This is a genomic window from Winogradskyella sp. (assembly GCF_003712105.1).
Lineage (GTDB): Bacteria > Bacteroidota > Bacteroidia > Flavobacteriales > Flavobacteriaceae > Winogradskyella.
In genome coordinates this window covers 185,462-201,569 of record NZ_RHLG01000005.1, presented here as the reverse complement: position 1 = coordinate 201,569, position 16,108 = coordinate 185,462, and the positions used below count along the sequence as shown (strand labels likewise).

Below are 16,108 nucleotides of genomic sequence, written 5' to 3'. Positions count from 1 at the left end.
TTTTTAACTAAAAACCACACTTTCTTTTACATAAGGAAGTGTGGTTTTTTTATTTTTGAACAATGCTAAAAAAAGATCCATTACAAATTATTCCTTTTTTGTCTTATGGCACAAAAAATAAGTTGTCATTGAGAGGTCGTGCTTTGGAGGACGAAGACATTGACTTATCAAAGAAAAAATGGACAAGCCTTTTAGTTAACACATGGAAACGTTTTGAAACAGATGAGATTCGAAATACAGCTTTAAAGGTTGAGTGCAGTGGAGAATTGATTGATTTGAAGACTGATGCGGAAGGATATTACCAATATAATTCTGAAACTCAACTTAAATTGCCATCTAATGAACAAGGCTGGCTAGATTATAATGTTAAATACGAAACGCAATTACTAAAACGACAAATTCAGCAAGACAATTGCTTTAGTGGCCAAATGCTTATCCCATCTACTACGGCTAATTTTGGAGTAATAAGTGATATAGACGACACGATACTACACACCGGTGTTACTTCAAGGTTAAAATGGAAGGTAATAGTAAACACGTTCTTTAAAACTCCGCTAAAGCGAAAAGCTCTTGAAGGCACCGCTAAGTTTTACGAGCTACTACACAATGGTAAAAACCCGATTTTTTATGTAAGCAATAGTCCATGGAATTTGTATAGATACTTAGAGCTATTTTTGAAGACCAATCATTTTCCTAAAGGCCCAATTTTACTGAGAGATTTACGCACACCTTTTGATAAAACACCCAAACTAGAACTAGCTCATAAGTACAACGAAGTTTATAATATATTAGAAACTTATCCTGATTTAAACTTCATTTTAATTGGTGATTGTGGTGAAAAAGACGCAGATATCTATTTGGATGTCGTTGAAAAATACCCTAATCGAATACTAGCAATATATCTTCGAAGTGTCAATCATAAAAAACGGATGAAGCGAATACAAAACTTATTCAAACACTTTACAAAGCTGCCTATGCTGATTGTTGAGAGTAGCGAAGAAGCTCATATTCATGCTAGAGAAAACGACTTTATATGTCAGTAGAGTAAATGTTTGATGCTTCACTAATAACCGTCAAGTTTTCAATATCTAACTTTAAAATATACCAATCTTCCATTATTTCAACCGTACCTTTCATTTCGGATGGTTGACCTACATAAGGTAAGACATCTTTGTTAATTGCATTTCCGTTTAAATCTGTGAGCAAATAGTATTCTGAAATATTATTGTCATCTGTTGTTGCTAATACCGGAGGAATACCACCAGATATACAGCGTACAGCACAACTACGATGAATTTTTCCATAACCAGGTTTCATTACACCAAAATAGCACTTAGGGTCAATAATCTCTCCTTGTAATGTCATTTCAGCTAAAGCAGTTTTAACAGGCGTATTACCTTTCTGATTTTCGAGAATTACTTTTTCTTCATCAGTAATCTGTAATAAGGTTTTTCCGTTGTAGTAAATTAAATTACCTTCAATTGTTAGTCTTCTACCATTAAGATGAGGTACTTCAGCCAATAACTTTTCTAAAAAAGGATTCGCGCTAGATTTACCAAAACCGAGTAGTAAAATATTTTTATAGCTATTGTCTGCTACTTTAACGCGCAGCATTGGATAAGGACTTTCATGAAATGTTCCTGTAATTTTAGTAGTACTTGTAAGTTCGAAGGTGCTATTTTTAAAAGGTCTTTGAACCAAACTAAACACTACAGCAGCAATAATAATAAGACCAATAGCGATAATTGTAAAACGTTTTAAAACACGTTTGGTTTTGGAGCCAAGACTTCCTTCAATATATGGTACGTAAAATTCTCTATCTTCCATTTTAAATATCTACGGGTTTAACTTCGGTACCTTCAGCAAGAGCCTCGGGATTAATATAAACAATGTCGTTTTTCAGTTTTAATTGATATGTAGCTACTTTTTCTGTAAAAGGTGGTGGTGATTGCCCGTTATGAGGTAAATATTGATAGCCATGCCATGGACAAGTAACGCAACCATCAATAATTTTTCCTTCGCCTAAAGGACCGCCTTGATGCTTACAAACATTATGTATTGCTGATAGCTTTCCATCGTATTTAAAAATAGCGACACGTTCTTTGTTTACAGTAAATATCTTTGCTCTATCTTCTTCAATATCATCAATAGAACAAACTTCTAACCAGCCTTCTTCAACAATAGTTTTTGCTCTATCAATTTTACGTTCTTTAAATGCTGCCCTAAGATGCAAACTACTTATTGTTATAAACCCTAGAGCCATCAGACTTACAGAAAACAGAGATGCTTCTTGTTGAAAAGCACCTAAGAAGACATGAGCTATAATTAAAGCATAAGCTAAATACACCATCATGTGTAGGCGCTTCCAGACTTTAGCAGAAAGATTCGATAAAAAGAAATCATGACTTGTAGCGGCCATTGCAAACAAAATAAGCAATGCCAAAAAACCTAAAACCTGAAATGGAAAATTGCTTAATGAGTTATAGTCCATATTAGATGTGAACACAGAATAAATAGGGTTTACATCTCCCAAAGCATGAAACTGAAACATTGAAAATCCGCCATGTATAAAAGCTGCCAAAAACATACTAACTCCTAAGTGTCTTCGATTGTATAAAATAGGTAGAAACTTCTCGTTTAGCCTGCTTAAAGGACCAATTACCAAAACAATATGTAACATGATTATGGCCAAAGAACCAAATGCTCTTATTATAAGCGTTTCTACACTTGTTTCGGAATTAAAAACGAAAGTAAGTACTGCGAATACAATGATATAAAGTAACATGCCTGCTACAATAAGCTTATCGTATTGCTTTTTAAATGAATTCCAAATTACCAGTTTATAATCTAATGCCATTAAAATTTAAGTTTGGTGATTTCTATATCTTTTAATTTGTCATATACCAAAATACCGTTTGGTAAATCTGTAATATTGAATTTATAAATGCCTACGGCCTTCAACTGTCCTAGCAATTTTCCTCTTTTTCCTTCTGTATCTACTTCATAAACTATCGCAGAAGCAGTTTTCAAAGGAGCTTTTAGAATTACTTCCATATGACTTTTGTATAAATTAGTCTTAATAAGGTCGTTTTCAGTTGCTTTTAAAATAGTGCTTTTAGATTCTTCAATTTCAGCTAATGTCGAAGTTCTAGCTTGGTCAAAATTTAAACCTTTAATTGAAAAAAACATAAAAACTGGAATAACAACAACTAATGCTAGCCAGATAATCTTATGTGCTTTTCTTTGTCCAGATGTCATAGTTATGCAGTTTTAGATTTAAACAATTTGCCAATTAAAAATGGCCAAGTGGCAATCACTCCAGGAAACAAAAGAAAACGTACTTTCTTTTTACTATCTGCCATTAAAGGGTCAATCTTTGGAGCTTTAAAAAGAAAGAATATTCCAAAGAGAATCCCAATTAAAAAGTAAACTCCTAAAAAGGTTAAAAAAATATTGATAACAGTTTCCATTTTATATTAAGTTAACATCAGTTATAATTTCTAATACTCCGGCTTTTGGTTGCTCGTACAGCTCTTTCATTGCAGCTTCTAAATCTTCTTGTTTGTCTACACGTTTTCCCCAAGCACCGCAAGATTCAGCAAATTCAGCAAAGTTTGGATTAGATAAAGATGTTTTCCATACGTCAAACTCTCCAGCACGCTGTTCTTTTGATATTTTTCCTAATTCATGATTGTTAAGAACAATTAATTTAACAGGCATATTATACTTTACAAGTGTGGTAATCTCTGCCAAATATTGGCACAAACCACCATCACCAGCCACAGCAATTACTGGTCTGGAATTTCCTACCGCAGCCCAAGCTCCAATGGCAGCAGGTAAGGCAAAACCAATAGAGCCTAAATACCCAGACATTAAGAAATCTTGATTTGTAGGTTCAAAATAGCGGCCAAATGAGTAAGCATTATTACCAACATCAACACACATTACTGCATTATCAGGAGTAAGTTTGTTCATGGTGTCAAATACAGCAATAGAGCTGATACCTGTATCAGAAGTTTCTAATAGACGTTTTGCTTTTTCGGTTTTCCAAATATGCCAACGTTCTGCAATTTCATCGCGTTGGTCTATAGATTGGGATTTGCCATTTAATTCAGTTTCAAAAATTTCTAATGTTCTTGATATTTCTCCCCAAACAGCTACTTCTACCTGATGAAATTTGCTCAATGCTAATGGGTCAAAATCAACTTGAATAATAGGCTTTTTAGGTGTAATTCCTGTATGATTCGAAAAAGAAGCTCCGAATACAATAAGCAAATCACTTTCGTTCATAAACCAAGAAGCAATTGGTGTTCCGCTTCGTCCTAAAACGCCACCACCAAGTGGGTGATTATCTGCAATAAGCCCTTTACCCTTAAATGTTGTTACTACTGCTGCATTTAGACTTTCAGCAAATTTAACCACGGCCTTTTTATGAGCTCGTGCACCATGACCCATTATAATTACTGGTCGCTTAGATTTTTTAATAAGTTCTATAGCATCATTTACAGCTTCTTTTGGAGGCGCAATATCTAAGGTTGTAATCCTGTTTTTAGGACCTTTGGCTTTAACATGTGGTTTTGCCTTTTGTTCTTGAACTTCATCTGGAAACGTTAAATGAGAAACATCACGTTTTAAAATAGCATGTTTAACTGCTAAAGACATTAACTCAGCGTGACGACTATCACGTTGTACACGCTGATTAAATTCTGCAACAGTATTAAATCCTTGTACTAAATCAACCTCTTGAAAATTTCCTGTGCCAACCACTTGTGTCTTCACTTGACCAGTTAAGGCCAAAATAGGAGCTCTATCTACTTTAGCATCCCAAAGACCAGTATACATGTTAGTTGCTCCTGGACCAGCAATTGAAAAACATGCTGCTGGTTTACCAGTTAACTTTCCATAAGCTGAAGCTGCAAAAGCTGCTGCACCTTCGTGACGAATACCATAAAAGTTAAGATTTCCTTTTTCTTCTTGTCGTCTCATAGCATCTGCAAATCCTAAGTTGGAATGCCCAACCATACCAAAAACTTTAGTAACGCCCCAATTTATCATGGTTTCTGCCATGATATCTGATACTGTGGTTTCGTGAGGTTCTTCTTCTTCAAGACCAACAAAAATGGCATCATTTTCTTCTTTAATAGGAAAAGTATCAATACCATCATCATAACCTCCAGGAGGTTTGCCAGTACAAGGGTCAAAATCCCAACCATGCCACGGGCAACGCAATAATCCATTTTCTATTGAGCCTTCTCCTAGAGGTCCACCTTGGTGTGGGCAACGATTATCTAAAGCAGAAAACTTGCCTTTAAAATGTGTTAAGCAGATGCCTTTATGGTCTGCAGTTACTGTTTTTACACGACCTTCAGGTAATTCTCTTTTGTTGTTTAGTACTTTATGCCAGATGATTTTTTTCTCCATTTGATTTGTTGGTTGTAATAGATTTTAGTTAGATGAGTTCATATAGATTATAAACTCCTGTCTTTCCTTTTAATTCGGTTTTGTAGGTGTTATAATTTGGATAGCTGTCTTTTACTTGATTATAAGCTTCTTCAGAAAGTAATAATTGTGTGTCAAATTCTTTGTTTGAAGTTTCTATTCTACTGGCATAATTGACATTATCGCCAATAACAGCAGTTTTTTTCATCGCACCGGTATCGAAAGGGCCAACAATAACATTTCCGTAGTGAACTCCAGCTCTAATACCAAATTTAGTATTAAAATTATCAAGTAAATATTTGTTGAACGAATCTAGTTTTACGTTCATTTCACCAATGGCTTTAATAGCACATAAAACTGAATTTTCATCATCACCATCTATACCAAAAACAGCTAAAATACCATCACCAGCAACATCACTTATAAGTCCGTTGTGGTTTTGTATTACGTTGTTCATTATGCGATAATATCGGTTTAGTACATGTACAATATCGTAAGGTGGAAATCTTTCCGCAAAAGATGTATAGTTAACAATATCTGTAAATACAATGGTTACTTTTTGTTGACTACCAATAGCACTGTTGGAGTCTTCAGAAAATTGCTCTGAAATAATATCCATATCTAATTTATCAGAAACCATTCTTCTTATGGCAATATCACCAGTTATTTTTGTCTGGCAAGCCAAACGAATTTCTGAAGGAAAGTTTAAAATCGAAGCTATTTTTTGTTCAATATCGTTTCTTGAACCGCAATGCTCAATGCCTTCCATAACACTTACTCGACACGTAGAGCATTTTCCTTGACCACCACAAGCGTGTGTATGGTTAATATGATTGGCTAGTGTTGCTTCTAAAATAGTATTTTCAGAAGTACATTCAATTGTGATGTTTTCTTTAAATAAATTGACTTTATGCGATGCTAGTTCCACGTATTCTATTTTAATAATTTAATGACCAATTGTTTTACAGTTAATCCTTGGGCAATAATCGAAAAGACCACTACCACATATGTTGCATAAACTATAATGTCTTTTACTTCGCCTTCAGGAAGCGATAATGCTAATGCTATAGAAATACCACCTCGTAATCCAGCCCAAGTTAAAATTAGCGCTTCATTTTTATTTGCTCTATGCGTCTTTTTAAGAAATAAATTAGATAGTAGTATAGTTGCGTATCGTGATAGAATCACTAAAAAGATCGATACTATTCCTAATAATAGATGATAGATATTAAAATCTAATGTTATCATTATAATACCCATAAGGACAAATAATACTGCATTGAATATTTCATCTAAAACTCTCCAAAAAACAGTCATATGATTTTTTAAATCTTCTGAAAGATTACTTGTTTGTAGGCTATTACCAATAATAAGACCTGCAACAACCATTGCAATTGCACCAGATACATGAAGCATGTTACATAATATATATCCGCCAAGTACAATAGCCAACGAAATATGAACAGCGATTATAGCTTCTTTATTTACACTTTTAATACAGGCTCTTCCCAAATGACCAAGAATAAAGCCTATTATAAATCCACCACCAGCTTCCTTTCCAAACTCAGCAGAAATATGAGATATGTTAAACTCATGCATCATAGATGCAAGAGATAATATTGAAAGGAAAACTACTATGCCAACACCATCATTAAACAATGACTCACCAATAATTTTTATTTCCATATGTTTTGGAGCTCCTGCTTTTTTTAGCAATGCTAAAACTGCGACTGGGTCAGTGGGTGAAATCAAAGCACCAAACACTAAGCAGTATAAAAAACTTATCTCTAGGCCAATAAGTGATGCAGCGTAATAGAATATAGTACCTATCATAAATGTTGATACTAACACACCAAATGTTGCATAAATGATTACTGTTAGTTTTTCTTTTAAAAGCACTTTTAGGTTAACATGAATAGCACCTGCAAAGAGAAGAACGCCCAATAGAAAATCGAACAGAATCGTTTTAAAATCGATACTTCTTGCAAAAATGGTAACCTGATTAAAATATGCTTTATCTATAAAGTAGCTTGCTGCAAATAATAAAGATACTATTATAGAAAGTATCATTACTCCTATAGTTTCTGGAAGCTCTAAGAATTTTGCATTTAAATAACTTAGAAATGCAGAAAGCGCTATAATAACTACAAATATTTCAAACATTATTTTACCGAATTTATATAAGTATCAATAGCCATTTGGCAGAATGCAATAGCAGACTCTTCATTGAGCTCGCTTAATGGCTTAGCAAAACCTTTCCATCCATTAGAGTAATAATCTTCATGAGGTGTATTGTCATTAAAGTCTAACGCAACAGCATCATGTCCATTATAACCACTGATATAAAAATAAAAATCATCAATCAAAGTATCGGGTATAGCCAAGCCAATACCAATAGCTAATTTATCGTTTACAATAGTAAATGCCCCAGTATCAAAATGATGAGGCCAAATTCTGACACTACTGTGTAATGCATTAGACTTTAGAATTTGACTAATTACACGTTGTGCGACATCTCTTTGTTTAATTAATGCGTTAAGCGCTTCTGGGTTGGCTAATTCAAACCGTGTTTCGGTATTAATTTCCTCATATGGCAGGTCATAATGCAGGTTATAATTGTAAGGAACCTCTACGATATAAACTGAACTTGTTTTGCTTATCCAACTTATAATGTCTTGATGCGTCTTTCCATCTAATAGAAAATGTTCTTTATTTCCATTTTGTGTAATCCATTCTAATGAAAAATTCTCATAGTTTAAACCTAAAGCATCTCCATTAGGAAAAGGATGCGTAAGTAATGTATGATTTCTCCATCCTAAATTTGTATGACTATCATCGTTTTTTTTAAGAATAAAACTTATAGCTGCAGTCGCTAAATATTGCGCAGCCAAATGCATTGTATTTATCATATTTTAAGGCGTAATACCTGCGTAATTAATACCAGTAAGTTTGTGCATTTCAAAATCAAAGGTCGATAGGTCATCTTGATTAAATTTCGAAATGTTGTCATAACCACAGGACCTTGCAATGACCTTAATTAAATTGTTTGTAGCATCAAAATAATTATACAATTGCTTCGCCGATGAGTCTATAATTAATCTACTTCTTAAAGATTCTTTTTGAGTTGCTATACCTACAGGACAATTATTTGTGCCACAAGCTCTCATACCTAAACAACCTATTGCTTGTAATGCTGAATTTGATACGGCAATGGCATCTGCGCCCATCATCATCGCTTTTGCAAAATCTTCAGCAATACGAAGTCCACCAGTAATAACTAGAGTGATATCAGTAGCACCAACCTTGTCCAAATATTTTCGTGCTCGAGCTAAAGCAGGAATTGTAGGTACATTAATGTTATCTCTTAGAATAGTAGGAGCAGAACCAGTTCCGCCGCCACGACCATCAAGTATGATATAATCTACACCCACATCTAGTGCAAATTGAATATCTTTCTCAATATGGCTAGCTGCAATTTTAAAACCTATTGGAATACCGCCGGTTCGCGCTCTTACTTTTGCAGAGAATTCTTTAAAATCATCAACAGTATGGAAGTTTGGATTTGCTGCAGGTGATATAGCTGCCTCACCTTCTTTTAAGCCTCGTACTTCTGCTATTTCAGCACTTACTTTATTGCCAGGTAAGTGTCCGCCAGTTCCAGTTTTAGCACCTTGACCTCCTTTAAAATGAAACGCCTGAATATTATCTAATTTGTCCCAAGAAAAACCAAATTGTGCTGAAGCTAGTTCGTAAAAATATTTAGAGTTATTGGCTTGTTCTTGTGGTAACATACCACCTTCACCAGAACAAATCCCTGTTTTTGCCATTTCGGCACCTTTACTTAATGCAATTTTGGCCTCACGAGACAGAGCACCAAAACTCATATCACTAACAAAAATGGGGATGTCTAATTCAAGAGGTTTCTTTGCATTAGGTCCTATTATTACTTTGGTAGCAACGTCCTCATGATCTAATAATGGTCGTGTAGCTAATTGCGCTGGTAAAAATTGAATATCTGCCCATTTTGGTAAAGTGTTTCTGTCAACACCCATTGATGCAGAAAAACCATGATGTCCAATGTTTTTTAAACCATTTTTAGCTAGTTCCTTAATATAGCCAGTATAAGGTTCTGTGTCTTCTGGATGTGTATCTGCATAAGTGCCAAGATAATCTTCGCGATTAAATGGTTGTGGATGTTTTATTTCGAAAGCTTTGACTTCAGATTCATCTATTAAAATTGCGTCACCTTCAATATACTCTTGAAATTTATGTAGTTGTTCATCATTATTATATTCACTAATTCCTGTATCGTAACGATAATCCCAGCCATGAACTCCACATATTAGGTTTTTACCATCAATATGCCCATCAGATAATAATGCACCACGATGATGACATCTACCATAGAGTACAGAAATACCCTTTTCATGTTTAATAATTACTAAATCTGTGTTGTTAACTAAGGCGTAAGTAGGTTGTTTGTCTTTTAGATTTGAAACCTTGGCAATTTCAATTTTTTTGGACATAAGATTGATTTTAGTTGATTACTAAAGTTACAATCTTTTGACGAAAAAGAAGGACAGAGTTTACAGAACTAGGAAGTGCAATCTAAAATAGACCGTGAATTTCAGCATCAATCTTATTAATAATACCACCTAAATCCTCTGGATTTGCAACAAAATCTAAGTTGTCTACATCTATTATAAGAAGATTTCCTTTAGTATACTTGGTTATCCAAGCCTCATAACGTTCGTTAAGTCTACTTAGGTAATCGATACTTATTGAGTTTTCATAATCGCGACCTCTTTTGTGGATTTGTGCAACTAGATTAGGAATAGAACTGCGTAAGTAAATTAGCAAATCTGGGCCTTTTACAAATGATTCCATCAACTCAAAAAGTGAAGAATAATTTTCAAAATCACGATTAGTCATCAAGCCCATAGCATGTAAGTTTGGAGCGAATATAAATGCGTCTTCATAGATAGTTCTATCTTGAATTATATCTTTCCCGCTTTGCTGAATTTGATTTACTTGACGAAAACGACTATTTAAAAAATAGACTTGTAGGTTAAAACTCCAGCGCTCCATCTGATTGTAAAAATCATCTAAGTAAGGATTGTCAACTACATCTTCGAGTTGAGCTTCCCACTTGTAGTGTTTTGCTAGTAATTTTGTGAGCGTAGTTTTCCCTGCGCCAATGTTTCCGGCAATAGCAACATGCATAATCTATTGAAATTTTAGTTGGTAGCGACGTAGCTTTTCGTCGTTGTAAATATACAAGGTTTCATTCGTTACCAAAAACTGATTTATTAACAAATCGCTACTTTTTACTGCTACAATTTGATCGCTATTTTTTTTAAGTAAAAACAACTCGCTTTTATCACCATTATCGCGCTTTAGAACCAAATTTGCTTTACTAAATGCCATTTCTGAAAAGCCTTGATTTTCAATTTTTCTAATTAGGCTTCCAAAGTAATTATAGACATATAAATACGCCTCTGTAAGTAAATAGCAATAATTGTAATCGCTTTTTAAATCTAATATCTGAGATTGAATTGGAACTGTTCTTACCCGAGTAGAATTATCCCTATAGTCAAACAATTCTAACTGCTGTAAATCTTGATTAAACAACCATATGGTATTATCGTAACCAGTAGATACAAGTGATACGTTTTTATAATCTTGAATTGTATTAAAATCAATTTTAAATACTTCCGCAAGACGATTGTCTAATATGACAACAGTATTAAAATCCTGATAAAATAGGTTTATTTTTAACGGATTAAATGTATTAGCTGACGTGATTTTTCCTAATTGAAAATTGGCATAACTAATAGTAGTGTCTGCCGTTTTTTTATAAAAACTTTGATTATTATCTGAGTAATAAAGCGTGCCAAAGGTATCAACGCCAAAAACTTTGTCTGCCGAAATTTTTAGCGAATCTTCAATGTGCAGGCTAATGTTATTTTGTGTGTAGCCAAAGATTGATATAAAAAACAAAAGATACTGTAAGCGTTGCATAGTGACTTGAAAAGTACAAAAATTGAACCACTTTTTTAACGTGATTAAATTTAAATAAGTATATGCTTAAACTGTTAGTTTATAACCAAAACCTCTTACATTTAGTATCTGAATACTGTCGTCTTGTTTTAATTTTTTTCTGAGTTTAGAGATAAACACGTCCATGCTTCTAGCTGTGAAGAAGTCGTCATTACCCCATAACTTATTTAGTATTATTGAGCGATCTAAGACGCTATTCTTATTCTTTATTAAGTGAAATAAAAGATGTGCTTCACGATGTGTAAGTTGCAAAGCATCTTCGTTTTTATAAGTTAGAAGTTGTTTTGGAAAATCAAAAGTAAAATTGCCAATTGATAAAACCTCTGAGGTTTTCTGCAAACGAGTGCGGTTCACCAGATTATGAATCCTAACAATAAGCTCTTCCATACTAAAGGGCTTTTTTAAATAGTCGTTACCTCCAATAGTAAAGCCCTCAACGACATCTTGTGTTTGTGATTTTGCAGTAAGGAAAATGATAGGTATGGCATCATCAATTTCTCTAATCTCTTTAGCTAATGTAAAACCATCTTTTTTTGGCATCATTACATCAAGGACTAGAATTTCGGGTTGTTCACTATTATAAGTTTTGAGGGCTTTTTCACCATTATCACAGAGTAGAACCTCAAAATTTCTAGTTTCTAAACTCTCTTTTATAATTTGCCCTAAAGCGGCTTCATCTTCCGCTAGTAATAGTTTTATCGGATTAGCCATTAGGTAGTTCTATTTTAAAGGTGGTTAGTTTATTATTCAAATCTAGATGAATAGTTCCATTATGTTTTTCTAAAATACTTTTGGTATAATAAAGCCCAATACCAAATCCTTTTACATCATGCTGATTACCTTTAGGAATACGGTAAAATTTTTCGAAAATTTGTTCTTTATTAGCTTTGGTTAAGCTTGCCCCATTATCAGAAATATTGATATTAAAACTGCTTTTATTTGGGATTAAATCTACAGTAATAATATCACCACCATATTTAATGGCGTTATCTAGAATGTTATTTATGGCATTTTCAAAATGAAAAATATCAACAGTTGCACTAAGGCTTTCAACTTTAAAGCTCGATTGTATAACTTTATTCGGATTATGCATTTGGTATCGATTGCATAAGCTTATTAATAACGCAACAATATCTATTTCTTCTTTGTTTAGATTAAGACTATCACTATCAAGAGTTGCGGTTTCTAATAGTTTTTCTACCATAATATTCAACTTCGTAAGTTGATTCGAAGACATATCAATATATTTTTTTGTCTTTTCCTTATCTTCAATTACATTAAAATTGTTAATACCTTCTAAAGCAGCGCCAATAGTAGCAATTGGTGTTTTAAACTCATGGGTAATGTTGCTTATTAAATCGTTTTTAACTTCTGCCAGTTGCTTTTGGTTATTAATTATTTTAAGAAGATAAAACAAACAACTAATAACAGCTAGGATAAGCAGAGTTGAGAATAAAATACCGCTTAAACTTCTTTTAAGGATATTAAAAGTTTCATTTGCGAAGCTAAGTTTTAATAAACTACCTTGAGGTAAAAAATTAGATTTAGACTCAACCTGTAAATCGTAATATTCGAACGCTTCTTTAGGCAAGTTTTTCTTCATTTTCTTAAACATAGCAGTCGTTATACTATCTGGCTTTTCTTCGTAATACGCTAAATGGTGATCAAGATCAATTTTTTTTCTTTTAAAATCCTCCATTAGCAATTTATTGACCTCTCTAACATCTAAGGAGTCATTTTTTATAGAGATAAAAATCTTTGTAGATAATAACTCAATATCAGAAGTGTCAAGTGATGTGTTATTATGTTTTAATTCCTTTACAGTATTTTTAAAAGAATCAATTCGAATTGGGTTGTTTTTTCGTTTAAAGTCGTCCATTAAAGAGTCTGCGCTAAGACCTCTAAATACAGTTAAGTTTTTTATTTTACTTGTATCTACTGAATCTATACTCTTAATTATACCATTTTCCTCATCAATGTTTTTAAGTAGATTTGTAAACGCACTATCATCATTAAATATTGAATCCATTGATGTTTGTTCAAAAGAAAATCCAACTTTAGTTTCCATAGCTAAATTTGAATAGTAGTCATCAACAGCCTTATCCAAACTTACTTGCACATCATTTATTAATTGCTGCTTATTATTAAGGTAGTTATTATAATTCCAATAGACCTGTATGCCTATAGTAGTTATAATGACTATGGTAATTGCATATAATATATATCTGTACCTTAAATCGTTCATGTTTCAAAAGTAGACCTAAATATTTAAAGTCTATCAATCGGTTAACACACGTTAACGTTGCTTAACTGAAAAGTAGACTCAGTGTTGTCATATTTGTAGTGTACTAATCAAAAAACGTATGTATATTATGAAAACAACAGTATTAAAATTATTCGCAGTATTAGCATTTATTGCAACAGGAACAACATTTGCCCAATCTAATATTTCTGGTTCAGTCGTTGAGGTAGAGAAAGAAGTTAAGACTACCGACATTAAAATTGAAGTAGAAGTGGATTCGCAAGAGGAATTAGAATCTACCTTTACCATTGAAGATATTCAAGAACTTATCGATGAGACTGGTGCCGGAGAAGATCTTTCTTTTTCGATTAAATGTAATGGTGAAGAAATGACTAATGGCCTAAAAGCGAGTATGACTTACGAGATTAAAGGAAATACTGATGACAGGGAAAATTTTATTAAGAGTATTAAAAAACTGCGAAAAGCAGCAATTAAATATTATCAATCAAAAAACTAAATCATGATAACAGTAATTAGAGTTATTGTTCTTGGCATTGCGTTAGTAATTACTAACGCATATGCACAAGATTTTCAAGGAGTTGCGGTGTACAAAACAAGTCGAGCTTTTGATATAAAGCTAGATAGTACCCAGGTAAACTCAGAAATGCATAAGCAGATGCAAGAGATGTTAAGAAAACAATTTCAAAAAACATTCAAACTATCATTTAATAAAGAAGCTTCGGTTTATAAAGAAGATGAAACATTAGCACCACCTCAAGTTGGGAGTTCAGACATTCAAGTTATGGTAGTTGGCGATGGTGGCGGTGGTGATATCTTATATAAGAATACCAAAGACAAACGATTTACAGACCAAAGAGATGTTTACGGAAAGATATTTTTGGTTAAAGATGAGTTACAACCCATAGAGTGGAAGTTAGAATCTGAAACAAAATATATAGGAGAATATCAATGTTTTAAAGCAACCTTCACTAGAGATATAGAGGTTGTAAGTAACTCTAGCTTTAGTGCTAATGATGATTCTGATGAAACTTCTGATACAGAAACTAAAACAGAGACTCAAACAGTTATAGCTTGGTATACACCTCAAATTCCAATAAACAGTGGGCCAGGAAACTACCATGGACTTCCTGGATTAATTTTAGAAGTTACAGCAGGAAAGCAGCAAATTGTATGTAGTAAGATAACTTTAAACCCGGAGAAAAAGATTGAGATTTCAGAACCTGAAAAAGGCAAAGAAATTAATCAAGAAGAATATGAAAAGATTATGGAGAAGAAACGCAAGGAGATGATGGAACGTTTTGCCCCTAGAAAAGGTAATCGTAGAGGAGAAGGTATCGAAATTCGAATTGGAGGCTAATTTAGAAACAGCTTAAATAAGTGATTGGGTGTTAATGTTTTTATAAACAAGATTATTTTGTTTAATGTTTAATTATTTTTGTTAAACAATACTAATAAAAAGTAACACCATGAAATCACTTACTCTAAAACTCGGAATCATTTGTATTCTTTTTTCTGTATCATTTCAAAGCTCAGCACAAGAGTTTGTTGGGAAAGCATATTATTTTTCTAAATCAACAATGGACTTAGGTCGTTGGGGTGCAAGATTTAGTGAAGCTCAAAAGAAGCAGATTATGGCGCGTATGAAAAATCGATTAGAAAAAACATATGTATTGTCATTTAATAAAACAGAATCCTTTTTTAAGGAAGATGAGAAATTAGATGCTATGTCTGGTGCCACGGATTCTTGGGGAAAAAACTTTGCTCAAGGAGATCAATACAAAAACGTTAAAGACACGGCGTTGGTTCAAACTCAAGAATTTTATGGGAAAAAGTTTCTGGTAAAAGATAAACTACAAAAGATTGACTGGAAATTGGGGTCTGAGACCAAACAGATTGGTAACTATACGTGTTTTAAAGCCATGGCTTTAATTCCCTCGGATGAGTTGTCCTGGTATAATTTTTCATGGGATAAGTTAAGACGCCAAGAACCACAAGTCGATTCTCTTGGTAATGCAATAGAGCCAGAACTCAAAATGACTCAAGTTGAAGCGTGGTATACACCTCAAGTACCAGTTAATCATGGGCCGTCAGAATTCTGGGGTTTACCAGGTTTAATACTTGAGATAAGTGCTGATAATAATACCATGCTTTGTTCTAAAATAGTAATCAATCCTAAAGAGACTATTAAGATTGAAGCTCCTAAACGCGGCGAAGAAATTAATAAGCTAGATTATCAGGCAACCATAGTAGAAAAAATGAAAGATTTTAGAAATAATCGAGGTGGAAGACGTAGAGGTTAATTTCTTTAACTCAAGTTTAACAAAGTACCATTTAACTTTTCGTTAT

At 33.3% G+C, this 16,108-nt stretch carries 17 protein-coding genes; 4 read left to right on the top strand and 13 right to left on the bottom strand.

Translation table 11 applies throughout. From position 1 onward, the window contains the following. The first annotated feature begins 62 nt into the window (after positions 1-62). A complete protein-coding gene (locus ED556_RS12340; protein ID WP_296324279.1) occupies positions 63-1,043 on the top strand; it encodes a phosphatase domain-containing protein in 981 nt (326 codons plus the stop codon). On the opposite strand, the gene ED556_RS12335 is transcribed toward ED556_RS12340, so the two are convergent. From ED556_RS12335 to ED556_RS12275, 13 genes are all read right to left on the bottom strand, one after another. After that, on the bottom strand, positions 1,030-1,827 hold the full coding sequence (locus ED556_RS12335; protein ID WP_296324274.1) for a hypothetical protein: 798 nt from the start codon (positions 1,825-1,827) through the stop codon (positions 1,030-1,032). The genes ED556_RS12340 and ED556_RS12335 overlap by 14 nt on opposite strands. Before the next feature lies 1 nt (position 1,828). Then, a complete protein-coding gene (locus ED556_RS12330; RefSeq protein WP_296324272.1) occupies positions 1,829-2,857 on the bottom strand; it encodes a Rieske 2Fe-2S domain-containing protein in 1,029 nt (342 codons plus the stop codon). Then, positions 2,857-3,258, bottom strand: coding sequence for a hypothetical protein (locus tag ED556_RS12325; RefSeq protein ID WP_296324269.1), 402 nt, complete (start codon positions 3,256-3,258; stop codon positions 2,857-2,859). Before ED556_RS12325 ends, ED556_RS12330 begins: the two co-directional genes overlap by 1 nt. Positions 3,259-3,260: 2 nt before the next feature. Continuing rightward, entirely contained in the window at positions 3,261-3,470 is a 210-nt protein-coding gene (locus ED556_RS12320; RefSeq protein ID WP_296324268.1) for a hypothetical protein, read from the bottom strand. Between the two features lies 1 nt (position 3,471). Beyond that, positions 3,472-5,421: a thiamine pyrophosphate-binding protein gene (locus tag ED556_RS12315; protein ID WP_296324266.1), complete on the bottom strand. Its 1,950-nt coding sequence runs from the start codon at positions 5,419-5,421 to the stop codon at positions 3,472-3,474. A 28-nt stretch (positions 5,422-5,449) separates the two neighbouring features. After that, a complete protein-coding gene (locus ED556_RS12310; protein ID WP_296324265.1) occupies positions 5,450-6,367 on the bottom strand; it encodes an adenylate/guanylate cyclase domain-containing protein in 918 nt (305 codons plus the stop codon). Between the two features lie 5 nt (positions 6,368-6,372). Beyond that, the gene (locus ED556_RS12305; protein WP_296324263.1) at positions 6,373-7,602 is read right to left on the bottom strand and encodes a sodium:proton antiporter; all 1,230 of its coding nucleotides are present in this window, start codon (positions 7,600-7,602) and stop codon (positions 6,373-6,375) included. After that, entirely contained in the window at positions 7,602-8,348 is a 747-nt protein-coding gene (locus ED556_RS12300) for a hypothetical protein (RefSeq protein WP_296324260.1), read from the bottom strand. Before ED556_RS12300 ends, ED556_RS12305 begins: the two co-directional genes overlap by 1 nt. Positions 8,349-8,351: 3 nt before the next feature. Next, the gene (locus ED556_RS12295; RefSeq protein WP_296324258.1) at positions 8,352-9,965 is read right to left on the bottom strand and encodes a glutamate synthase-related protein; all 1,614 of its coding nucleotides are present in this window, start codon (positions 9,963-9,965) and stop codon (positions 8,352-8,354) included. 82 nt (positions 9,966-10,047) lie between these two features. Beyond that, the gene (locus ED556_RS12290; RefSeq protein ID WP_296324255.1) at positions 10,048-10,662 is read right to left on the bottom strand and encodes a deoxynucleoside kinase; all 615 of its coding nucleotides are present in this window, start codon (positions 10,660-10,662) and stop codon (positions 10,048-10,050) included. Between the two features lie 3 nt (positions 10,663-10,665). Next, positions 10,666-11,460, bottom strand: coding sequence for a hypothetical protein (locus ED556_RS12285; protein WP_296324252.1), 795 nt, complete (start codon positions 11,458-11,460; stop codon positions 10,666-10,668). A gap of 66 nt (positions 11,461-11,526) precedes the next feature. Beyond that, a complete protein-coding gene (locus tag ED556_RS12280; RefSeq protein ID WP_296324249.1) occupies positions 11,527-12,210 on the bottom strand; it encodes a response regulator transcription factor in 684 nt (227 codons plus the stop codon). Beyond that, positions 12,203-13,744, bottom strand: a complete 1,542-nt coding sequence (locus ED556_RS12275) for a HAMP domain-containing sensor histidine kinase (protein WP_296324246.1) — start codon at positions 13,742-13,744, stop codon at positions 12,203-12,205. The genes ED556_RS12280 and ED556_RS12275 overlap by 8 nt, the downstream gene beginning before the upstream one ends. A 127-nt stretch (positions 13,745-13,871) precedes the next feature. Here ED556_RS12275 and ED556_RS12270 point away from each other — a divergent pair, with 127 nt between their 5' ends. From ED556_RS12270 to ED556_RS12260, 3 genes are all read left to right on the top strand, one after another. Continuing rightward, positions 13,872-14,258 (top strand): hypothetical protein, encoded by a 387-nt coding sequence (locus tag ED556_RS12270; protein ID WP_296324243.1) that lies wholly within the window; start codon positions 13,872-13,874, stop codon positions 14,256-14,258. 3 nt (positions 14,259-14,261) lie between these two features. Next, positions 14,262-15,119 carry a GLPGLI family protein gene (locus ED556_RS12265; RefSeq protein WP_296324241.1) on the top strand — a complete coding sequence of 286 codons (858 nt, stop codon included), beginning with the start codon at positions 14,262-14,264 and terminating at the stop codon, positions 15,117-15,119. A gap of 109 nt (positions 15,120-15,228) precedes the next feature. Further along, positions 15,229-16,062, top strand: coding sequence for a GLPGLI family protein (locus tag ED556_RS12260; protein WP_296324238.1), 834 nt, complete (start codon positions 15,229-15,231; stop codon positions 16,060-16,062). Positions 16,063-16,108 lie beyond the last annotated feature (46 nt).